This is a genomic window from Micromonospora sp. ANENR4 (assembly GCF_015354395.1).
Taxonomy (GTDB): Bacteria; Actinomycetota; Actinomycetes; order Mycobacteriales; family Micromonosporaceae; genus Micromonospora; species Micromonospora aurantiaca.
Map to the genome: position 1 here is coordinate 214,231 of NZ_JADKYQ010000006.1, position 21,058 is coordinate 235,288.

Here is a 21,058-nt window from a genome sequence, read left to right on the forward strand (position 1 = left end):
GATGGAGATCGTCGAAGGGATCGGAATCGGCGTCGCGATCGTCGTCGTCGCGCTTCTGATCCTCTTCATCCGGCGGGCCCTGTTCACGCGTAGCGGTGGCATCATTCGGCTGAGCGTCCGGGTCAACACGATCCTCGACGGTCGTGGCTGGTCACCCGGGTTCGGTCGCTTCGTGGGCGACGAACTCCGCTGGTACCGCATGTTCAGCTTCGCGCTGCGCCCCAAGCGGGTGCTCTCCCGCAAGGGGCTGGCGGTCGAGCGCCGCCGGCTGCCCGAGGGGCAGGAGCGCATGTCCATGCCCGCCGAGTGGGTGATCCTGCGCTGCACCAGCCACCACGCGCCGATCGAGATCGCGATGGCGCGATCCACTGTCACCGGATTCCTGTCCTGGCTCGAGGCCGCCCCACCCGGGGCGGTCTCGCCGCGTCTGGCCTCCCAGGACTGGCCCGCCGCCTGACCTCGCCCCCTCCCCGGGTTACGGGGGGCGTGCCGGGGCGCCGCCGCTGACGCCGATCTTGGAGTTGTGGCGCCACAAGATGCCCATTTCGCACCCTTCGCGAGGCACCACAACTCCAAGATCGCCGCTCCCTCCCGGGGGCACCCGCGATCTTGCACTTGGGGCCCCGGCGAAACTCGCAAACGGGACGCCTGGAGGGCTCGAACTGCAAGATCGCGCGGGCAGTCGTGCGGGCGACCGGCGGCGTCGCGCTCCGCACCGGGCCAGCCCCGCTCGGGCCGGCCCCGCCCTGCGTCAGTCCCGCCCAGGCCAGCTCTGACCGGCCAGCCCCGCCTGGGTCGGGCCGATCATGAACTTGGCGGCGTCTGGTGTCCGGTTTGCCGCCGATAACCTCATGATCGACGGTCTGGGGGGCGGGTGGGCTGTGGTGCCACCCGTGCACGCGAGCCTGCCCCGCGCGCCCTCCGCAGCCTGCGACCGAGCTATCTCTAGATCTTGGTACGAAACGGAGCCCGTGAGGGCACTTTTGTGCGGAGATCTACGGCTGTTCCTGGAATGCGGACATGTGTCTCAGGTGATGGAAGAAGGTGCTGGCGGGAGGTCTCCGAGGTGCTCCGAGGTGCGGGAGGCGGGAGTGCCGGGCGCGTGTGGGTGTGGTGCCGGGTCCGAGCGTGTGTGTGGGGTGTCCGGTTCGGGGGTGGTGGGCGGCACTCTGGGGGCGGAATCGTGGGCGGGCCGGTGGCGTTGTAACCGGGTGAACGACCGAGCACCGGCCCCGCCCCTGATGGGCCGCACGGCCTGCGGGAACGGACGTGGCCGGCTGGTCGTTGAGTACGGTTCCGGCGACGTGAGCCGCGGGGAATCACCCCGGCCCGGCCGGTCGTTGCGGTTCCGACGGCGTGAGCCGGCCCGGGAATGACGGCGGGTCGCAGGTCGTTGGACATGCTTCCGGCGCCGCGTAGAGGCCCCCGCCCCCGCGAGCAGCCGGGATCCCCCCAAGACTTTTTGAGCGCCTGACGGTGCCCACGTATCCCGTCCCCCGGCGGGTGCGTCGACCCCCGAATGGAGCACTTGTGATGAACACGATTCTGCGTAAGAGCGTTCTGGGTATTGCTGGTCTGGCTTTCACCGGTGGCGTGTTCGCCGGTCCGGTGGCCGCCCACGCGGCGGACACCACCCCCGCGGCGAAGCCGGTGAGTGTGAGCGTGCAGGGTGACAAGCTGATCCCGCACGGTGTGCAGGGTGAGCAGTCGCGCATCGACCTGAACGACGAGCAGACCAAGAACGTGAAGGCGATCATCGCGGCGACGAAGAAGGCCGGCATGGACGAGCGCGCTGCGGTGGTGTCGATCGCGACGGCGTTGCAGGAGTCGAAGCTGGAGAACCTGGGCCACCTGGGTGACCGTAACGACCACGACTCGCAGGGCCTGTTCCAGCAGCGTCCGTCCTCCGGTTGGGGCACGGTGGAGCAGATCACCGATCCTGAGTACTCGACGACGGCGTTCCTGAAGGGTCTGAAGCAGGTCGACGGTTGGCAGGACATGCCGCTGACCAAGGCCGCCCAGACCGTCCAGGTCTCCGCTTACCCGGACCACTACGCCCAGTGGGAGCAGCAGGCCGCCGACCTCGTCGCCGAGCACTGGAACAGCTAAGACCAACAAGCAAGACACAGCGAAAGGCCGGCACCCCAAACGGGGTGCCGGCCTTTTCACGTCTCCGCGACCAGCTCGACCTCGTACCCCTGCCCGTCGCTGAGGTAAGCGGCGTAGCTGTCCGGGCCGCCCGCGTGCGGGTGCCGGTCCGGAAACAGCAGCGTCCAGCCGTACTCTCCGGCGGCAGTGACCAGCCGCTCGACGGCGGACGGCGGGCCGGCGTGGAAGGCCAGGTGGTTCAGGCCGGGCGCGCGCCTGTCATGGGTGCGGCCGGTGAGCGCGGGTGACTCCTCCAGCACGATGTAGGTCGCGCCGAGCCGCCAGGAGCGGCCGGCGGGCCAGTCCTGGTAGGGCGTCCAGCCCAGCTCGCCGAGAAGCCAGCCCCAGGAACGACTGGCCGCCGCCAGGTCGGGTACCCAGACCTCCACGTGATGGAGGCCGCCGATGGTCAGCGCTTCCCGCCCGGCACCCATAGCACGTCGCCGTCCGGATTTGCCGTTCTTGACAGGATAAAGAGCAAATCGGAGAGCCGGTTGAGATACTTTGCCGGGAGGGGACTGGTCCGATCGGGGTCGTGTGCGACCAGCGCCCATGCCGCACGCTCGGCGCGCCGGGCGGTCGTCCGTGCCACGTGCAGCAGTGCCGCACCAGCGGTGCCGCCGGGGAGGATGAAGGAGTCGAGCTTGCTCAGGCGCGCGTTGTACTCGTCGCACCAGCCCTCGAGGCGCTCGACGTACTCCTCGGTCACCCGCAGCGGCGGGTACTTCGGATCCGGCTCGACAGGCGTCGCCAGATCCGCGCCGACGTCGAACATGTCGTTCTGCACGGACTCCAGCACGGCCCGCAGCTCGTCCGAGAGCTGCCCCAGGGCGAGCGCGACGCCGATCGAGGCGTTGCACTCGTCCACGTCCGCGTACGCGGCGATACGCGGATCGGTCTTCGGCACCTGCTCGTTGTTGCTCAGCCTGGTCATGCCGGCGTCGCCGGCCTTGGTGTAGATGCGCGTGAGGTGGACGGCCATGACGCACAGCCTACGGATACCGGACCTGACCATCCCGGCCCGGCCGAGCCCGGTGGGGCCGGGGGACGCGGGAGATCCGGCGCTCAGCGATGTCGACGTCATCCGGGTACGCGGTGACGCCCGCCTCGCCGGCACCGTGCACGTGGTGGGTGCGAAGAACTCCGCGCTGAAACTGATGGCCGCGGCGCTGCTCGCGCCCGGCCGCAGCATGATCACCAACGTGCCCCGGATCACCGACATCGCGATCATGGGCGAGGTGCTGCGGCGGCTCGGCTGCGGCGTACGTTTCGGGCCGGACGACCCGGTCGACCCGATGGTGGCCCACGGCGGTGTGGCGCGGTCCCGCTCGGTGCTCATCGACGTGCCGGAGCAGCCGGGCGCGGAGGCCGACTACGACCTGGTCCGGCGGCTGCGCGCCTCGATCTGCGTGCTGGGCCCGCTGCTGGCCCGCCGGGGGTACGTCCGGGTGGCGCACCCGGGCGGCGACGCCATCGGCTCGCGCGGCCTGGACATGCACATCGCCGGGCTGGCCCGGATGGGCGCGGAGATCTCCGGTGAGCACGGCTTCGTCATCGCCGAGGCGCCGGGCGGGCTGCACGGCGCCGACATCGTGCTGGACTTCCCGAGCGTGGGCGCGACCGAGAACCTGGTGATGGCGGCGGTGTTGGCCCGGGGCGCCACGACTATCGACAACGCGGCCCGGGAGCCGGAGATCGTCGACATCTGCACGATGCTGAACCGGATGGGCGCCCGGATCGAAGGGGCCGGCACCTCGACGCTGCACATCGTCGGCGTACCCGAGCTGCGCCCGGTCCGGCACGCCACGGTGGGGGACCGGATCGTGGCCGGCACCTGGGCGTTCGCCGCCGCGATGACCCGCGGCGACGTGACGGTGACGGGCCTGGACCCGGCGTACCTGGAGGTCGCGCTGGACAAGCTGGTCGCGGCCGGCGGCCTGGTGGAGACCCGGGGCGACGCCTTCCGGGTACGCATGGACGACCGCCCGAGGGCGGTCGACGTGGTCACGCTGCCCTATCCGGGCTTCGCCACCGACCTGCTGCCGATGGCGATCGGGCTGGCGGCGGTGAGCGAGGGCGGCTCGCTGATCACCGAGAACATCTTCGACGGCCGGTTCATGTTCGCCAACGAGATGATGCGGCTGGGTGCGGAGATCCGTACCGACGGCCACCACGCGCTGGTGTGCGGCCGGGAGCGGCTGTCCGGCGCCCCGGTCCGGGCCACCGACATCCGGGCCGGCGCCGGCCTGATCATCGCCGGGCTCTGCGCGGACGGGCTGACCGAGGTCTCGCACGTGCACCACGTCGACCGGGGCTACCCGGATTTCGTGGCCGACCTGCGGGCGCTCGGCGTCGAGGTGGAGCGCGGCACCGCGCCGGAGGAGCCGGACCTGGCCATCTGACAGCCGGGGCTTATCCCTCGTTAAGTAGGGTTCTCCCAGACGTTGCAGAACACGGCGAGGGAGAAGCAGATGGCGGGTCGACTCGCGGTCGTCGGTGCCGGGCTGATGGGCTCGGGCATCGCCCAGGTGGCGGCGCAGGCGGGCTGGCAGGTGACGCTGCGCGACATCGACGACGCGGCCACGAAGCGCGGTGTGGACGGCATCCGGAAGTCGCTGACGAAGTTCGCCGAGAAGGGCAAGATCGAGGCGTCCGACGTCGAGGCGACGCTGGGCCGGATCACCCCGACGACCGAGCTGGAGGCCGCCGCCGACGCGGACATCGTGGTCGAGGCGGTCTTCGAGAAGATCGAGATCAAGCACGAGGTGTTCCGCGCGCTCGACAAGATCTGCAAGGCGGACGCGGTGCTCGCCACCAACACGTCGGCCATCCCGGTGACCCAGATCGCCACCGCCACCGAGCGCCCGGAGTCGGTAGTCGGCACGCACTTCTTCTCGCCGGTGCCGATGATGAAGCTCTGCGAGCTGGTACGCGGCTACAAGACGAGCGACGCGACGATGGACACGGTCAAGTCGTTCGCCGAGGGGATCGGCAAGACCGTGGTGGTGGTCAACCGGGACATCGCCGGTTTCGTCACCACCCGGCTGATCTGCGCGCTGGCGATGGAGGCGGTCAAGCTCGTCGAATCCGGCGTGATCTCCGCCGAGGACCTGGACACCGCCTGCAAGCTGGGCTTCGGCCACGCCATGGGCCCGCTCGCCACTGTCGACCTGACCGGCGTGGACGTGCTGCTCAACGCCACCCGCAACATCTACACCGACACCGCCGACGAGAAGTTCTTCCCGCCGGAGTTGCTCCAGCGCATGGCCACCGCCGGTGACCTGGGCCGCAAGACCGGCCAGGGCTTCTACTCGTACTGACCGGCCCGTCCTCCTGCCCCCGGCCCGCGCGGCCGGGGGCGGTTCACGTCCGGGGTGGGCTGAGCGCGGCGCCGATCAGCGCGAACGCGTCCGGGATGACTGTGCCCCAGTAGCCGAAGTTGTGCCGCCCGTCGGCCCAGGCGGCGCGTACCGGCTCCTCGGGCAGCGCCCGGGCCAGCGCGCGCACGTCCTTGAGGAAGTTGTCCTGCCGCCCGCACCACAGCCCCACCGGGGTGCCGCGCAGCCTCTCCGCGCCGGTGAAGACCGCGTCGCCGGGGCTCACCGCGGGGGAGAAGGCCGCAGCCATCCGCAGCCACTTCGGGTACGTCTCGGCGAGCAGCAAGGCGCCGAAGCCCCCCATCGACCAGCCCCACACGGCCAGCCGGCTGCTGTCGAACCCGCGCCGGGCGCACCAGGTGGGCACCTCCTCGCGCACCATCCGCTGCGGGTCGTCGTCACCGGAGGCGCGCCAGGACAGCCGCCCGCCGGTGGCGCCGGCGAGCGCGAACGGCGGGGCGCCCCGGCGTACCGCGTCGGTGAGGAAGCGGGCCAGCCCGAACCGGCCGTAGTCGCGCGGGGTGGCCGACGCGCCGTGCAGCACCAGGCAGACGGGCAGGCCGCGGCCGTCGCCGTACCCCTCGGGGACCGCCGTCCAGAAGTCCACCTCGCGGCCGCGCGCGCCGGACGCGATGCGGATGAGCCGTTCGTCGCCGGGCGGGGCGTCCGGCAGGGACGGCGCCGGTCCCGGGCGGGGGCCGGCCAGTTGCCGGGCGGCGAGGCCGCCGACCAGGCCGGCCCCGGCGATCCCGGCGGCGGCGGTGAGCACCGTCCGCCGGGTCAGCGTGTGTGCCATGCCGGCGAGTGTGCCATCCGGTACGCGTCGCGGGGAGCCGCGCGGCATCACGGTGCCGGGACGGCCGCCGTGGGTCTGCTGTCCGGCTCCCCGGCGCCCGGCGTGGTCCGGCGCAGGCCGGGGGTGAGCGCGACGGTGACGGCCAGCGCAACGGCGGCGAGCACCGCGACGGCGTGCGCCGGGGTGGTCAGGTCGGCGAGCGCCCCGGCGAGCGCGGCGCACACCGCCTGCGCGGCGAGCATGCCGTTGCCGTGCAGGCCGAGCACCTGGCCCCGGGCCTCGGACGGCGAGTGGGCGATCAGCCGTTCCTGCATCGGCAGGGTGGAGGCGTAGCCGACCGACGCGACGAGCGCGACGGCCACGGCCACCGGCAGCGGCGGCGACAGCAGGATCAGCAGGTACGGCAGGGGGAGCAGCACCCGCAGCGGGTGGATCCACCTCTCGCGGAGGGCGGGGGACAGGAACCGTCCCACCACCACGTCCCCGGCCAGCATGCCGAGCGCGGCGGCGGCGAGCAGGAAGCCGGCGCGGTCGGCGGCGTACGGGACGAACAGCGCCTCGCAGCCGACGATCAGGCCGCCCGGTATCCAGAGGTTGAGCAGGAGCGACCGGCGACCCGGATCGGCCCAGAGCACCCGGTTGACGCGCAGCGTGCGGGCGACCGTCACCCGCTCACTGGTCCGGGCCGGACGCTCGGTGAGCCCGAACCATCCCACCGCGGCGGACACCGCCCGCAGGACCAGCGCCAGCAGGAACACCTGGTACGGGCTCAGCCACACCAGCAGGACGCCGGCCAGCCCGAACCCGGCGATCTGCATGACGCCGACGCTCGTGTTCATCGTGGCCCGGGCCAGCACGTAGGCGTTCACCGGCACGATGTCGGTGAGCAGGGCCCACTTGGCGCCGGCAGCGACCGAGCCCACGTACGCGTTGGCGAAGATGATCGCGAAGCGGGCCCAGAGTGGCAGCCCGGGCACCGCCTGGAGCGCCGCGCCGGCGGTGGCGAGCAGGGCGGCGAAGGCCATCGCCCGGCGCGGCGGCACGCTGTCCGCGGCGGACAGCAGCGTCAGGCTGCCGAGGACACCGGCCAGCGGCGCCCCGAACATGCTCAGCGCGGTGAGCAGCGCCGAGCCGGTCGACGCGTAGGTCAGCGCGCCCAGGGCCAGCGCCGACGTGGTGTGGGCGGCGATCCCGGCGCAGTTGGCCAGGAACAGGTTGCGGAACTCCCGGACCGCGAACAGTTCTGCGTACGTTCTCACCCGGGCATGGTCGGCCGGTCGTCGGCGGAATCCCTAGACTTACGTCTGGAGGCGAAACGTGGGCGTCTGGCAGGTGCCGTCCGACCTGGTCGCGCGGAGTCGTTTCACGGTGTCGCCGATGGCCGAGACCGTCGGCGCGCTGAAGGCGCTGCGCCATCCGAAGGTCCCCTGGGAGCAGGCCTGGCGACGGCCGCACGTGGACGCGTTCCGGGAGATGCTGGCTGCCCGGCCGGTGGTCCGGGCGCTGGTGGAGGCGTCGTTCGGCCTTCGCTGGGTGGCGGACTTCCTCACCATCGCGCCCGCCTCGGCGGATCCGACGTTCGCCGGGGAACTGGCGGCGATCGAGCGGTTGTCCGACGAGCGGATCCGGGCCGACCTGCGTGCCACCCGGCCGGGCCCGCTGGCGGCCGAGCTGCTGGCGGACGGGCTCACCGGGCAGGTCGTGGAACTGCTCGACTGGATCTGGGCGCACACAGTCGCGCCGGAGTGGCCGGAGCGGGAACGCCGGCTGCGGGCGGACATCGTGGCCCGTACCGCCGCCCTGAGCATGCGCGGCCTGGCCGGGGCGATCGTCGACATCAACCGCAACGTGCGGTGGCTGGGTGACGGCCGGCTCCAGGTGAACGACTACCCGGAACCGCCGCTGTCGCTGCACGCGGCCGAACAGCTGGTGTTCGTGCCGGCCCACTGCCGCCGCGGCTGGGTGGTCTGGGACGCGCCGGCCCGGTTCGGGATGGTCTATCCGGCGCGCGGGATCCTGGTCGATCCGACCTCACCGGCGCCGGACGGCCTGGCCCGGCTGATCGGCGCGAACCGGGCCGAGATCCTGGCCCGGCTGGACGCTCCGCTGAGCACCTCGCAGCTCGTGGTGGTGACCGGGCTGTCCCTGGGCACGGTCAGCGACCACCTGCGGGTGCTGCTCGACGCGGGCGCGGTCGCGAAGCGGCGGTCCGGGCGCGAGGTGCTCTACTGGCGTACGCCGCTCGGTGCGGCGCTCGTCGACGGCGGATGAGCGGCGTCAGCCGTCGCGCTTGGTGGTCCAGCGGAACGTGGTCAGGCACAGCACCAGGCCGATGACGCACCAGGCGCCCAGCACCAGCGCGACGGTGCCCAGCTCGAACGAGCCGCCCGGCTCCCGGGCGCCGAAGCTGTCCGGCAGGAAGACCGAGCGCAGCCCTTGGCACATCCACTTGAGCGGGAAGATCGCCGCGACCTGCTGCATCCAGGTGGGCAGGCTGGTGAAGACGAAGAACACGCCGGAGATGAACTGGAGCACCAGCGCGACCGGGGTGACCACCGCCGAGCCGCTGCGGGCGGTGCGGGCCAGCGACGAGATGGCGATGCCGCAGAGCGTGCAGGCGGTGACACCGAGCACGGAGACCCAGGCGAACGTCAGCCACTTGGCGGTGGTCTGCGGCAGGTCCAGGTCGAACATCGCCACCGAGACGGCGAGCAGCAGCACGGTCTCGGCGATGCCGATGACCACCACCATGATCACCTTGCCGGCGAACCAGACCCACTTCGGCATCGGCGTACCGCGGTAGCGCTTGAGCACGCCCCGGTCCCGTTCGATCGGGATCCAGATGCCGAGGTTCTGGAAGCTCACCGTCATCAGGCCGGTCGCGATCATGCCGGTGATGAAGTACTGCGTGTAGCTGACCCCGGGGGCGATCTCGTCGCTGAAGATCGCCGCGAAGATCAGGATCATGATGATCGGGAAGCCCATCGTGAACACGACGGACTCCCGGCTGCGCAGGAACTGGGTGATCTCCAGCCGCCCCTGGCGCAGCGCCAGCGCGCCCGCGCCGGGCCGCCGGGCCGCGGCGGCGGTGACCGGGGCCGCGGGGTTGGTCGTGGTGGTCATGAGTGTCCGATCATCCGCAGGTAGACGTCTTCCAGGGTCGGCCGGGTCACGGTGAGACCGGGCACCTCGCCGCCGAAGCGCGCGGCCAGGTCGTACACCAGCGCCGTCGGCGTCGCGGTCTCCGCCGAGGCCGGTGTCCCGTCGGGGGTACGCCAGGCGACGGTCGCCAGCGACTCCTGCCGGTTGCCCAGCGCGTTCGGCGGCGCGACCTCGATCACCCGCCCGGCGGCGATCACGCCGACCCGGTCGGCGAGCGCCTCGGCCTCGTCCAGGTAGTGGGTGGTGAGCACGATCGTGGTGCCGGCGGCGGACAGGTCCCGGATCAGCTCCCAGAACTCGCGCCGGGCCTCCGGGTCGAAGCCGGTGGTCGGCTCGTCGAGGAAGAGCAGCTCGGGGCGGCCGATGATGCCCAGCGCCACGTCCAGGCGGCGCTTCTGCCCGCCGGAGAGCGTGTGCGTGCGCGCCTTGGCCTTGGCGCCCAGCCCGACCCGCTCGACCACCTTGTCCGGGTCGTCGGCGCCCGGGTAGAAGCCGGAGAAGTGGCGGACCACCTCGATGACGCTGAGCTCGTCGAACTCGCCGGTGCCCTGGAGCACGATGCCGACCCGGGAACGCCAGCCGGCGTCGGGGTGGGCGGGGTCGGCGCCGAGCACGCGTACCTCGCCGGCGTCGCGCTGCCGGTAGCCCTCCAGGATCTCGACCGTTGTGGTCTTGCCGGCGCCGTTCGGGCCGAGCAGGGCGAACACCTCACCCCGGTGGACGTCCAGGTCCACCGAGGCGACGGCGACGTTGTCGCCGTACGCCTTGCGCAGCCCTCGCACGGAAATCGCGAGCTCGTTCTCCATGACGTCAAGTGTGCGTCGTGCGGTAGCCCGTTCCACTGCCGGGTCAGCTATATACGCGAGGTATACACTCGGTGTAGTCTCTGCTCATGACGGTTCCCCTGACCCTGCTCGGGCTGCTCGAACGCGAACCCAGCCACGGCTACGACCTCAAGCGCGACTACGACACCTTCTTCGGACGCGGCAAGCCGCTGCCGTACGGGCAGGTCTACTCGACGCTGAGCCGGCTGGCCCGCGACGGCAAGGTGGTGGTCGGCGACGTCGCTCCCGGCGCCGGGCCGGACCGCAAGCGCTACGTCATCACCGACGTGGGCGCCACCGAGGTGGAGCACTGGCTGACCGAGCCGGTCGAACCGGAACCGCACCTGCAGACCCTGCTGTTCACCAAGGTCGTGCTCGCGCTGATGCTCGACCGCCCGGCCGAGGAGTACCTGGACACCCAGCGCGCCGCCCACCTGCGCCGGATGCGCGAACTCACCGAGATCAAGCGCAGCGGCGAACTCGTCGACGTGATGCTGGCCGACCACGGCCTCTACCACCTCGAGGCGGACCTGCGGTGGATCGAGACGACGGGCGCCCGGCTGGACGCCCTGAGAAAGGCGGTACGGCCATGAGCCCGATGATCGAGGCACGTGACGTCACGTACGCGTTCGGCGAGACACCGGCCCTGCGCGGCGCGAGCCTCGCCGTGGCCGCCGGTGAGGTCGTCGCCGTGATGGGACCGAGCGGTTCCGGCAAGTCGACGTTGCTGCACTGCCTGGCCGGCATCCTGCGCCCCGACTCCGGTGAGGTCCGGTTCGACGGCACCCGGATCGACACGCTCGGCGAGGCCGACCGCAGCGCGCTGCGCCGCGACAGCTTCGGCTTCGTCTTCCAGTTCGGCCAGCTCGTGCCGGAACTCACCGCGGCGGAGAACGTGGCGCTGCCGCTGCTGCTGCGCGGTGTCCGCCGCACTCCGGCGCTGCGCGCCGCGCGGGGCTGGTTCGAGCGGCTCGGCCTGGCCGGCATGGAGCACCGCCGCTCCGGGGAGCTGTCCGGTGGGCAGGCCCAGCGGGTCGCGCTGGCCCGTGGCCTGGTCGCCGAGCCCCGGGTGCTGTTCGCCGACGAGCCCACCGGCGCGCTCGACTCGCTCACCGGCGAGGAGGTGATGACGCTGCTGGTGGACGCCGCCCGCGAGAAGGGCACCACAGTCGTCCTGGTGACGCACGAGGCGCGCATCGCGGCGTACGCCGACCGGGAGGTCATGGTGCGCGACGGCCGGGTCAACGCCCCCGCCGGGGTCGCCTCGTGATCGGGCTCGCGCTCCGGCTCGCCGTCGCGGGTGGCCGGGAGGCGCTGGTCCGGCTGGTCGCCATCGCCGCCGCCGTCGCGGTCGGCACCGGGCTGCTGCTCACCACGCTCGCCGGTGTGCACGCCACCGACGCCCAGCTCACCCGCTACGCGTCGATGTACCCGCAGGAGACGGCGGGCGGGTCCGCCGACCCGCTGCTGTGGTCGACCCGGTTTGACTACTTCCGGGGCGATCAGATCGTTCGCATCGACGTCGCCGCGACCGGTCCGGACGCGCCCACGCCGATCGGCGTCCCCCGCGCGCCGGGGCCCGGCGAGTTCTACGCCTCCCCGGCGCTGCGGAAGCTGCTGGCCACCACCCCCGCCGACCAGCTCGCCGACCGCTACCCGGGCCGGGACCTCGGCGTCGTCGGGCCGGCGGCGCTCACCTCGCCGGACACCCTGCTCGTCCTGGTCGGTGGCACCCCGGAGCAGGTGAGGAAGCTGGACCAGGTCAGGAAGGTCACCCGGCTCGACGACAACCGGGCTCCGCTGCCGAGGGCGGCGATCGACCTCATCCTCGGCGTGGCCGCGGGCGGACTGCTGTTTCCCGTACTCGTCTTCATCGGCACGGCGACCCGGCTCGGCGCCGCCCGCCGGGAGCAGCGGTTCGCCGCGATGCGGCTGGTCGGGGCCACGCCCCGGCAGATCTCGGCGGTCGCGGCCGTCGAGGCCGCGCTCGCGGCGGCGGCCGGCGCGGCGGTCGGCTTCGCGGTGTTCTTCGCGTTCCGTGGACAGCTCGCCGGCATCCCGTTCACCGGCATGCCGTTCTTCCCCCGGGACATGGCCATCGGTGCGCCGGAGGCCGTCCTGGTGGCGCTCGGCGTGCCGGCGGGCGCGGCGGCCGCGGCCTGGGTCGCGCTGCGCCGGGTCCGGATCTCCCCACTCGGTGTCAGCCGCCGCGTCACACCCCGGCCGCCCCGGGTGTACCGGCTGATCCCGCTCGCGCTCGGCCTGGCCGGGCTGGGCTTCGCCCTGGTGTACCGGCCGCCCACGTCGGACGGTCAGACCGCGTTGTTCCTGCCCGCGCTGTTGCTGGTCATGGTCGGGCTGATCGCGGGCGGGCCGTGGCTCACCATGGTCGGCGCCCGGGCGATGGCCGCTCGCGCCACCCGGCCCGCCGCGCTCATCGCCGCGCGCCGGCTCGCCGACAACCCGGCCGCCGGCTTCCGCGCGGTGGGCGGGGTGATGCTCGCGCTGTTCGTCACGACGGTGGCCGTGGGCGTGATGGGGACGATCGCGTACGAGCGCGGTCCCGCGCCCCAGGGCTCCCTGGAGGCCGGTCGGGTGTCGATGGTGCTGACGGACGACCCGCCGGTGCCCGGAACGCTGGTGGCCGACCTGGCCGCGATTCCCGGGGTCCGCAACCCGGTGCTCGTCCGGGAGAACCCGGTACGCGGTGACGGCCGCGACTCCGGCGTGATCGCCTGCGCGGACATCCCACCCGCGTACGGGCGGTGCGCCGCCGGGGCGAGCGTCGCCGAGGTGCCGCCGGACCTGATCCCCTGGCGGGAGTCCGCCTCGGCCGACCGGGTCTGGCCGCCGTCCCCGGTGGAGCCGGCCGCGCTTCCCGGGCTGCCCGCCGGTTCGGTGGCGGTCGAGGCGGCGGACCCGGCCGCTGTCGAGCGGGTCCGGACGGTCCTCGAAGCCGCCTTCCCCACGTTCTTCGTGGCCCCGAACGTGCCGGGCGACTTCGAGGCCGACTTCGCCGACACCATGCGGGGCTGGCAGCGGCTGGCCGACCTCGTCGTGGTGACCGGTCTCGTGCTCGCCGGGTGCAGCCTGGCGGTCGCGGTGGCGGCCGGCCTCAGTGAACGGAAGCGGCCGTTCAGCCTGCTGCGGCTCAGTGGCGCCCCGGTGCGGCTGCTGCGCCGGGTGGTGGCCCTGGAGAGCGCGGTGCCGCTGCTGACCGTCGCCGTGGTGGCGGTCGGGATGGGACTGGTCGCCGCGCAGCTGTTCCTGCGCGCGCAGATGGACTACGACCTGCGCCTACCGGGGATCGGGTTCGCCGCCGTGGTGGTCCTCGGCGTGCTGGGCTGCCTCGCCGTCATCGCGGCCACCCTGCCGCTGCTGGAACGGATCACCGGTCCGGAGACCGCCCGTAGCGAATGACCCGTCGGTGGGCCGGCCGCACGCCGGCCCACCGGTGCGGGCATCGGGTTGTGTGGTTTTCCACACTCTCTTTTACTGAACGGTAACTTAAACTCCGGCCATGGACGACGCGATGCCGGGACGGCTGCCCGAGCGGGACCGCCCGTGGGTGATGCGCACGTACGCCGGGCACTCCTCCGCCGCGGCCACCAACGCGCTCTTCCGCCGCAACCTGGCGAAGGGGCAGACCGGCCTGTCGGTCGCCTTCGACCTGCCCACCCAGACCGGGTACGACCCGGACCACGAGCTGGCCTCCGGCGAGGTGGGCCGGGTCGGCGTGCCGGTGGCGCACCTGGGCGACATGCGGGCGCTGTTCGAGGGCATCCCGCTCGCCGAGATGAACACCTCGATGACCATCAACGCCCCGGCGATGTGGCTGCTCGGCCTCTACGGCACCGTCGCGGCCGAGCAGGGCGCGGAGCTGAGCCGCTGCGCCGGCACCACGCAGAACGACATCATCAAGGAGTACCTGTCCCGGGGGACGTACATCTTTCCGCCGGCGGCGTCGCTGCGGCTGACCGCCGACGTGATCGCGTACACACTGCGTGAGATGCCCCGGTGGAACCCGGTGAACATCTGCTCGTACCACCTTCAGGAGGCCGGCGCCACGCCGGTGCAGGAGGTGGGCTTCGCGCTGGCCACCGCCGTCGCCGTGCTGGACACCGTCCGCGACTCCGGCCAGGTGCCGCCCGAGCGGATGGGCGACGTGGTCCAGCGGATCTCGTTCTTCGTCAACGCCGGGGTGCGCTTCGTCGAGGAGATCGCCAAGATGCGCGCGTTCGGCGCGCTCTGGGACGAGATCACCCGCGACCGCTACGGCGTGGAGAACCCGAAGCAGCGCCGGTTCCGCTACGGCGTCCAGGTCAACTCGCTGGGCCTGACCGAGGCGCAGCCGGAGAACAACATCCAGCGCATCGTGCTGGAGATGCTCGGCGTCACGCTGTCCCGCGACGCCCGCGCCCGGGCCGTGCAACTGCCCGCCTGGAACGAGGCGCTGGGCCTGCCCCGCCCGTGGGACCAGCAGTGGTCGCTGCGCATGCAGCAGGTGCTGGCGTACGAGTCGGACCTGCTGGAGTACCCGGACCTGTTCGCCGGCTCGCACGTGATGACCGCGCTCGTCGACGACATCGTCTCCGGTGCCCGCGTCGAGCTGGAGAAGGTGCTGGAGATGGGCGGCGTGGTCACCGCCGTCGAGACCGGCTACCTCAAGAGCGCGCTGGTGGCGTCGCTCGCCGACCGGCGCCGCCGGATGGAGTCCGGCTCGGACGTGGTGGTCGGCGTCAACCGGTTCACCGAGACCGAGCCGTCGCCGCTCACCGCGGCCGGTGCCGAGGCGATCGAGCAGGTCGACCCGGCCGTCGAGGAGGCCGCCACCGACGGCGTACGCCGGTGGCGGGCCGACCGGGACGCGGCGGCGGTCGAGGCGGCGCTGGACCGGCTGCGCGCCGACGCCGCCACCACGGCGAACCTGATGCCGGCGACGCTGGACTGCGTGCGGGCCGGTGTCACCACCGGCGAGTGGGCGGGCGCGCTGCGCCAGGTGTACGGCGAGTACCGCGCGCCGACCGGCCTGGCCGGGGCGGTCGGCACAACCGGTGACGCGACCCTCGCCGGGGTCCGGGAGCGGGTCGCCGCGACCGCCCGGGAGCTGGGCAGCGGCCGGCTGCGGCTGCTGGTCGGCAAGCCGGGGCTGGACGGGCACTCGAACGGCGCGGAGCAGATCGCGGTACGCGCCCGCGACGCCGGCTTCGAAGTGGTCTACCAGGGCATCCGGCTGACCGCCGGGCAGATCGTCGCGGCGGCGGTGGAGGAGGACGTCGACCTGGTCGGCCTCTCCGTGCTGTCCGGCTCGCACCTGGCCGCCGTGCCGGCGGTGCTGGACGGGCTGCGCGCGGCCGGGCGGGGCGACCTGCCGGTGGTGGTGGGCGGGATCATCCCGGCCGCCGACGCCGAGGCGCTGCGGACCGCCGGGGTGGCCCGGGTGTTCACGCCGAAGGACTTCGCGCTCACCGGCATCATCGACGAGCTGGTCACAGTGATCCGCGAGGCCAACGCGCTGAGCTGAACGCCCTCGCGGGTGGGTCAGCGGCTCTCGTAGGTCATGCAGTCGGCCATGTCCATGTCCGGGCCGACGGTGATGGCCGGGGCGTGACACTCCAGGTCGGCGTTGTGCCGGCAGTCGGCGCGCGAGCACGCGCCGACCTGGGCGACCAACTGGTCGAGACCGCCGCGCACCGGCATCTCCACGAACGTGTGGCAGTGCGCGTGGTCGCTGCTGCCGATCGTGATGGCGAACGCGTGGCAGTCGTTCGTGTGGTTGTAGGCGCAGGACCGGACGGCGCACTCCTGGACCCGGGGCATCTCCAACGACGCGGTCATCTCCCGTACCTCCTTGGGTGTCTTGCCCCGATTTTAGAGGTTTCGGGAGTCGGTGCGCGTCAGACGCGGAAGCCCGCCGCGCGGGCGGCGGCGCGCTCGCGGCGCCGCTCCCGGCGGCGGCGGAACAGCCACGGTACGAAGAACACCAGGGCGACCAGGAAGACCAGGACCAGCACCGGCAGCAGCAGCGCCACCACCGACATGACCACGCTCGTCGCGTCCTCGGCGGTGCTGGCCACCGGCGCGCCCACCCCGGCGGTGGTCGCGTTGATGACCGGCCGGGCGGCGGCCTTGAGCAGGTGCACGCCGAGCGCGATGAGTACGCCGACCACCACCGGCACCCACTGGTGGGTGGAGAAGAACGTGTCCGGGTCGCTCACCGTGACGGTCTCCGAGCCGGCGCCCGCGCCGAACGCGAGCCCGCCCGCGGTCGGCCGCACCACCGTCTGCACCACGTCGTTGACGTGGTCGACCACAGGCACCTTGTCGGCCACCACCTCGACCGCGAGCAGGACGGCGAGGATCAGCACCACCCAGCCGTTGCCGAGCCACTGCCAGCCGCTCGGCAGCTCGACCAGATCGGTGTAGCGGGACAGCAGCCCCATCAGCAGCAGCGGGATGTAGGCGTTCAGGCCCGCCGAGGCGGCCAGGCCGGAACCGGTGAGGACTTCGAGCACGATCTCAATATGGCACCGGTACGCCAGTGGCGCTCGTCGGCGTCCGCCGGGGCCTCGGCTACCCTCGGCGGGTGCGGTTGGTGATTGCGAAGTGCTCGGTGGACTACGTCGGACGGCTCTCGGCCCACCTGCCCCCGGCGACCCGGTTGCTGATGGTGAAGGCGGACGGGTCGGTGTCGATCCACGCGGACGACCGGGCCTACAAGCCGTTGAACTGGATGAGCCCGCCCTGCCGGCTGGAGGAGGCACCCGGCGTCTGGCGGGTGGTCAACAAGGCCGGCGAGGAACTGCGCATCACCCTGGAGGAGATCTTCCAGGACACCTCGTACGAGCTGGGCGTGGACCCGGGCCTGCGCAAGGACGGCGTCGAGGCGCACCTGCAGGAGCTGCTCGCCGCGAACCCGGAGACGCTGGGGGAGGGCTTCACGCTGGTCCGGCGCGAGTACATGACCGCGATCGGGCCGGTCGACCTGCTCTGCCGGGACGCGGTCGGCGGCGCGGTGGCGGTCGAGGTGAAGCGGCGCGGCGAGATCGACGGCGTCGAGCAGCTCACCCGCTACCTGGAGCTGATGAACCGCGATCCGCTGCTCGCGCCGGTGGCCGGCGTGTTCGCCGCGCAGGAGATCAAGCCGCAGGCGCGGGTGCTCGCCACCGACCGGGGGATCCGGTGCGTGGTGGTCGACTACGACAAGCTGCGCGGCATCGAGCGCGACGAGCTGACGCTGTTCTGAGGCGCCGCCTCAGCGGCCCCGGCCGTACATCAGCTTGGCGATCTTGACAATGCGGGCGATGTCGGCCGGGGTGCGCTCGAACGTCATCGCCGGCAGCAGCGACTGGGCCCGGCGGCGGGTGACCGACTTGGGCCGGCCGAACTCGCGCAGCCCCTCCTCGCCGTGGATGCGGCCGAAGCCGGACTCGCCGGTGCCGCCGAACGGCAGCGTCGACATGCCGGCGAAGGTCAGCGCCGAGTTGACCGAGGCCATGCCGGAACGCAGCCGCCGCGCGACCGCCACCGCCCGCGCCCGGCCGAAGACCGAACCCCCGAGCCCGTACGGCAGCGCGTTCGCCCGCTCGACCGCCTCGTCCACGTCCCGGACGCGGTTGACCACGAGCGTCGGGCCGAACGTCTCCTCCTGCACGGCGGCCGAGTCCTCCGGCACGTCGACCAGCACCGTCGGGTGCACGTACGGCGGCTGGACCGCCTCCGGGCCGCCCAGCACCGCCCGGCCGCCCCGGTCGATCGCGTCGTCGATGTGCCGGCGGATGACGTCGATCTGCGACGGCATGGTGATCGGGCCGAGGTCGGAGCCGTCGGCGCCCACGGTGAGCCGCCCGGCCTTCGCCACCACCTTCTCCACGAAGGCGTCGAAGACCTGGTCGACCGCGTAGACCCGCTCGATGCCGATGCACGTCTGGCCGGCGTTCGTCATCCCGCCCCATACGCACGCGTCGGCGGCGGCGTCCAGGTCGGCGTCGCTGTCCACGATCATCGCGTCCTTGCCGCCGGCCTCCAGCAGCACCGGTGTGAGCGTCTCGGCGCAGGCGGCCATCACCCGCTTCGCGGTGGCGGTCGAGCCGGTGAACGCGACCTTGCCGACCCCGGAGCGGCACAGCGCCGCGCCGACCGCGCCGAAGCCGTGCACCACCTGGAACACCGGCTGCTCCGGCACCACCTCGGCGAACCTGTCGACCAGCCACTGGCCGACCGCCGGCGTGTACTCGCTGGGCTTGAACACCACCGCGTTGCCTGCCGCGAGCGCGTACGCGGCGGAGCCGATCGGGGTGAAGACCGGGTAGTTCCACGGGCCGATCACACCGATCACGCCGTACGGCTGGTATTCGAGGTGACCGCTGAACTCGGCGAGGACCAGGCGGGAGCGGACCCGGCGCGGCCCGAGCACCCGCTGCGCGTTGCGGGCCGCCCAGTCGATGTGCTCCAGCGCGGTGAGGATCTCCACCACCGCGTCCCCGACCGGCTTGCCGCCCTCGGTGTGCATCAGGTCGGCCAGTTCCTCGATCCGCCGGGCGAGCACGCCGCGCCAGCGCTGGAGGCGGTCGCGCCGGCCGGCGAAGCCGAGCCCGGCCCACCAGTCACCGGCCGCCCGGGCGCGGTCGACGGCGGCGCGCACGTCCGCCTCGGTGGCCAGCGGAAATCGGCCCGCCTCGGCGCCGGTGGCCGGGCTGGTCGACACCAATTGACCCTCGGAGATGAGCGGGGCGCCCGGCACATGTACAGCGGTCATGGCCGAAGTCTAGACCCGAGGATTACTCGCCGGTAGGTGTCGAATGCGCCGTACGCTGCGCGGACGATCAGCCGTCGCATCGACGGAAGTGCCGTCCGAAACGGCGAATGGGAGATGACCGGCCGGGGTCGCGGGGGTGACCGCGCGGTGGTGCAAGCCACTACGGTGAGGTGGCAGGCTGACGCCGCGGGGCGATGTGGGGTGGAGGACTGTCCATGGAGGAGCATCCTGAGCTGATGCCGTTGCTGACGGTGTCGGGCGGGGCGATGCGGGGGCTCACGTTCCGGGTCGGCCAGGAGGCGCAGGTGATCGGCCGTGCGCCGACCGCCGACATCGTGCTCGCCGATCCGCACCTGAGCCGGCGGCACGCCACCGTCCGGGCCACCCCGGAGGGGGTGCTGCTCACCGACCTCGGCTCGACGAACGGCACCTGGCTCAACGACACCCGGGTCACCGGCAGCGTGGCGATCGCCGACGGCGACGTGGTCCGGCTCGGCCGCACCGATCTGCGCCTCTACGACCCGGGTGTGGCCCGCACCGACCCGGTCGGGATGAGCTTCGGCGCGATGCGCCGCGACCAGCGCCCCACAGTGCCGCTGCCCGTCCCCGGGCCACGCCAGCCGATCGAGGCGCGCGAGGCGCAGCCAGCCGACGCCCGCTAGCCCCTCACCACCCGCCGCCCTCTCGGGCCCCCCGCGACCCTCGGTTGATCATGAAGTTGGCGGCGGTCCGCGTCCGATTTGTCGCCGCCAACCTCATGATCGACGCGGTGAGGGGGCGGGGGTGTGCGCCACCGTCGCGTGCGGCGGTGTGGGGGTGGGGCACATGGACCGGGGGTGGGGGCGCGTGCCAGCATGCGCGGATGCGCAGCGCACGGCTCACGGTCCAGGCCAACGGCATCACCCAGGCGGTCCGCGTGGCCGGTCCACCGGACGGCGTACCGGTCCTGCTGGTGCACGGCAACGTCTCCTCCTCCGCGTTCTGGGAACCGTTGCTGGCCCGGCTGCCGGAGACGCTGCGGGTGGTCGCGCCCGACCTGCGCGGCTACGGCGAGACAGACACCGCGCCTGTCGACGCCACCCGGGGGCTGGACGACTTCGCCGACGACGTGGCCGCGCTGCTGGACGCCCCGGGGCTGTTCCCGCCCGGCGCCCGGCCGGTGGTGGCCGGGCACTCGCTGGGCGGCGGCGTGGCGATGCGGCTGCTCGTCGGCCACCCCGAGCGGGTCGCAGGGCTGCTGCTGGAGGCGCCGGTGTCCCCGTACGGCTTCGGCGGCACCCGGGACCTCGACGGCACCCCGACGACGCCCGACTTCGCCGGCACCGGCGCCGGCGGCGCGAACCCCGACTTCGTGGCCCGGCTCGCCGCCGGTGACCGGAGCGCGGACGGCCCGACCAGCCCACGTGCGGTGCTGCGTGCCGCGTACGTGGCCGACCCGGCGTCCCTCGGCGACGACGAGGACCTGCTGCTGGAGAGCATGCTGACCACCGCCACCGGGGACGACAACTACCCGGGCACCGCCGTGGCCTCGGCCCACTGGCCGGGGACCGCCGCCGGTCCGCGCGGCGTGCTCAACGCGCTGGCCCCGGCCCACTTCCGGCTCGCCGACGAGCTCGTCGCCGTGCCGGTCAAGCCGCCGGTGACCTGGGTACGCGGCGACGCCGACGTGATCGTCTCGGACACCTCGCTGTTCGACCTGGCGTACCTCGGCCGGCTCGGTGTGGTGCCCGGCTGGCCGGGCGAGGCCCAGTGCCCGCCGCAGCCGATGGTCGGGCAGACCCGCGCGGTGCTGGACCGGTACGCGGCGGCCGGCGGGACGTACCGCGAGGTGGTGCTGCCCGGCTGCGGGCACAGCCCGCACCTGGAACGGCCGGCCGAGTTCGTCGCCGAACTGCTGGCGCTGACCGGGGAGAACGCCACCGGGTGAGGCGCGGTGCGTGAAATATCCCACGGCGTCTCGACAACACAGCGTCACGTGGCAGACTCCGGCGCA

The 21,058-nt window shown here is 72.8% G+C and carries 21 protein-coding genes; 12 read left to right on the top strand and 9 right to left on the bottom strand.

Translation table 11 applies throughout. From position 1 onward, the window contains the following. Position 1: 1 nt before the first annotated feature. Positions 2 to 457 (top strand): DUF2550 domain-containing protein, encoded by a 456-nt coding sequence (locus IRY44_RS12685; RefSeq protein WP_120573385.1) that lies wholly within the window; start codon positions 2 to 4, stop codon positions 455 to 457. Between the two features lie 1,076 nt (positions 458 to 1,533). After that, positions 1,534 to 2,109 carry a hypothetical protein gene (locus IRY44_RS12690; RefSeq protein WP_194800594.1) on the top strand — a complete coding sequence of 192 codons (576 nt, stop codon included), beginning with the start codon at positions 1,534 to 1,536 and terminating at the stop codon, positions 2,107 to 2,109. Between the two features lie 56 nt (positions 2,110 to 2,165). On the opposite strand, the gene IRY44_RS12695 is transcribed toward IRY44_RS12690, so the two are convergent. Both IRY44_RS12695 and IRY44_RS12700 read right to left on the bottom strand, forming a co-directional pair. Then, positions 2,166 to 2,582 (bottom strand): VOC family protein, encoded by a 417-nt coding sequence (locus IRY44_RS12695; RefSeq protein WP_194800595.1) that lies wholly within the window; start codon positions 2,580 to 2,582, stop codon positions 2,166 to 2,168. Then, entirely contained in the window at positions 2,558 to 3,130 is a 573-nt protein-coding gene (locus IRY44_RS12700; protein WP_013475364.1) for a cob(I)yrinic acid a,c-diamide adenosyltransferase, read from the bottom strand. The genes IRY44_RS12695 and IRY44_RS12700 overlap by 25 nt, the downstream gene beginning before the upstream one ends. Here IRY44_RS12700 and murA point away from each other — a divergent pair. Together murA and IRY44_RS12710 are read left to right on the top strand one after the other, a co-directional pair. Beyond that, positions 3,129 to 4,550 (top strand): UDP-N-acetylglucosamine 1-carboxyvinyltransferase, encoded by a 1,422-nt coding sequence (gene murA, locus IRY44_RS12705; protein ID WP_194800596.1) that lies wholly within the window; start codon positions 3,129 to 3,131, stop codon positions 4,548 to 4,550. The two genes, IRY44_RS12700 and murA, sit on opposite strands and share 2 nt — an antisense overlap. 69 nt (positions 4,551 to 4,619) lie before the next feature. Continuing rightward, entirely contained in the window at positions 4,620 to 5,468 is an 849-nt protein-coding gene (locus tag IRY44_RS12710) for a 3-hydroxyacyl-CoA dehydrogenase family protein (RefSeq protein WP_194800597.1), read from the top strand. A 43-nt stretch (positions 5,469 to 5,511) separates the two neighbouring features. Here IRY44_RS12710 and IRY44_RS12715 read toward each other — a convergent pair whose 3' ends face one another. Together IRY44_RS12715 and IRY44_RS12720 are read right to left on the bottom strand one after the other, a co-directional pair. Further along, on the bottom strand, positions 5,512 to 6,321 hold the full coding sequence (locus IRY44_RS12715) for an alpha/beta hydrolase family protein (RefSeq protein ID WP_194800598.1): 810 nt from the start codon (positions 6,319 to 6,321) through the stop codon (positions 5,512 to 5,514). Between the two features lie 47 nt (positions 6,322 to 6,368). Next, entirely contained in the window at positions 6,369 to 7,580 is a 1,212-nt protein-coding gene (locus IRY44_RS12720) for an MFS transporter (protein WP_194800599.1), read from the bottom strand. Between the two features lie 58 nt (positions 7,581 to 7,638). Between IRY44_RS12720 and IRY44_RS31170 the strand changes: the two genes are divergently transcribed. Beyond that, a complete protein-coding gene (locus tag IRY44_RS31170) occupies positions 7,639 to 8,592 on the top strand; it encodes a helix-turn-helix domain-containing protein (protein ID WP_121685141.1) in 954 nt (317 codons plus the stop codon). A 6-nt stretch (positions 8,593 to 8,598) separates the two neighbouring features. Here IRY44_RS31170 and IRY44_RS12730 read toward each other — a convergent pair whose 3' ends face one another. Continuing rightward, positions 8,599 to 9,444 (bottom strand): ABC transporter permease, encoded by an 846-nt coding sequence (locus IRY44_RS12730; protein WP_043328679.1) that lies wholly within the window; start codon positions 9,442 to 9,444, stop codon positions 8,599 to 8,601. Next, positions 9,441 to 10,289 (bottom strand): ABC transporter ATP-binding protein, encoded by an 849-nt coding sequence (locus IRY44_RS12735; protein ID WP_194800600.1) that lies wholly within the window; start codon positions 10,287 to 10,289, stop codon positions 9,441 to 9,443. Before IRY44_RS12735 ends, IRY44_RS12730 begins: the two co-directional genes overlap by 4 nt. 86 nt (positions 10,290 to 10,375) lie before the next feature. Here IRY44_RS12735 and IRY44_RS12740 point away from each other — a divergent pair, with 86 nt between their 5' ends. The 4 genes from IRY44_RS12740 to IRY44_RS12755 all read left to right on the top strand — a co-directional run bounded on the left by IRY44_RS12740 (position 10,376) and on the right by IRY44_RS12755 (position 15,831). Further along, a complete protein-coding gene (locus tag IRY44_RS12740; protein WP_091422661.1) occupies positions 10,376 to 10,900 on the top strand; it encodes a PadR family transcriptional regulator in 525 nt (174 codons plus the stop codon). Continuing rightward, positions 10,897 to 11,577: an ABC transporter ATP-binding protein gene (locus IRY44_RS12745; protein WP_194800601.1), complete on the top strand. Its 681-nt coding sequence runs from the start codon at positions 10,897 to 10,899 to the stop codon at positions 11,575 to 11,577. The genes IRY44_RS12740 and IRY44_RS12745 overlap by 4 nt, the downstream gene beginning before the upstream one ends. Beyond that, on the top strand, positions 11,574 to 13,727 hold the full coding sequence (locus tag IRY44_RS12750) for an ABC transporter permease (RefSeq protein ID WP_194800602.1): 2,154 nt from the start codon (positions 11,574 to 11,576) through the stop codon (positions 13,725 to 13,727). Before IRY44_RS12745 ends, IRY44_RS12750 begins: the two co-directional genes overlap by 4 nt. 100 nt (positions 13,728 to 13,827) lie before the next feature. Continuing rightward, the gene (locus tag IRY44_RS12755) at positions 13,828 to 15,831 is read left to right on the top strand and encodes a protein meaA (protein WP_194800603.1); all 2,004 of its coding nucleotides are present in this window, start codon (positions 13,828 to 13,830) and stop codon (positions 15,829 to 15,831) included. A 17-nt stretch (positions 15,832 to 15,848) separates the two neighbouring features. Here the strand turns inward: IRY44_RS12755 and IRY44_RS12760 are convergent, their stop codons facing one another. Together IRY44_RS12760 and IRY44_RS12765 are read right to left on the bottom strand one after the other, a co-directional pair. After that, the gene (locus tag IRY44_RS12760) at positions 15,849 to 16,145 is read right to left on the bottom strand and encodes a DUF1540 domain-containing protein (protein ID WP_013288237.1); all 297 of its coding nucleotides are present in this window, start codon (positions 16,143 to 16,145) and stop codon (positions 15,849 to 15,851) included. A gap of 59 nt (positions 16,146 to 16,204) precedes the next feature. Continuing rightward, on the bottom strand, positions 16,205 to 16,822 hold the full coding sequence (locus IRY44_RS12765; RefSeq protein WP_013288236.1) for a DUF4126 domain-containing protein: 618 nt from the start codon (positions 16,820 to 16,822) through the stop codon (positions 16,205 to 16,207). 71 nt (positions 16,823 to 16,893) lie between these two features. On the opposite strand from IRY44_RS12765, the gene nucS reads away from it, so the two are divergent. Beyond that, on the top strand, positions 16,894 to 17,553 hold the full coding sequence (gene nucS, locus IRY44_RS12770) for an endonuclease NucS (protein ID WP_030503891.1): 660 nt from the start codon (positions 16,894 to 16,896) through the stop codon (positions 17,551 to 17,553). A 9-nt stretch (positions 17,554 to 17,562) separates the two neighbouring features. On the opposite strand, the gene IRY44_RS12775 is transcribed toward nucS, so the two are convergent. Continuing rightward, a complete protein-coding gene (locus IRY44_RS12775) occupies positions 17,563 to 19,065 on the bottom strand; it encodes an aldehyde dehydrogenase family protein (RefSeq protein ID WP_194800604.1) in 1,503 nt (500 codons plus the stop codon). A gap of 215 nt (positions 19,066 to 19,280) precedes the next feature. On the opposite strand from IRY44_RS12775, the gene IRY44_RS12780 reads away from it, so the two are divergent. Both IRY44_RS12780 and IRY44_RS12785 read left to right on the top strand, forming a co-directional pair. After that, the gene (locus tag IRY44_RS12780) at positions 19,281 to 19,727 is read left to right on the top strand and encodes an FHA domain-containing protein (protein ID WP_194800605.1); all 447 of its coding nucleotides are present in this window, start codon (positions 19,281 to 19,283) and stop codon (positions 19,725 to 19,727) included. A 200-nt stretch (positions 19,728 to 19,927) separates the two neighbouring features. Further along, positions 19,928 to 20,992 carry an alpha/beta fold hydrolase gene (locus tag IRY44_RS12785; protein WP_194800606.1) on the top strand — a complete coding sequence of 355 codons (1,065 nt, stop codon included), beginning with the start codon at positions 19,928 to 19,930 and terminating at the stop codon, positions 20,990 to 20,992. The last annotated feature ends 66 nt before the right edge of the window (positions 20,993 to 21,058 follow it).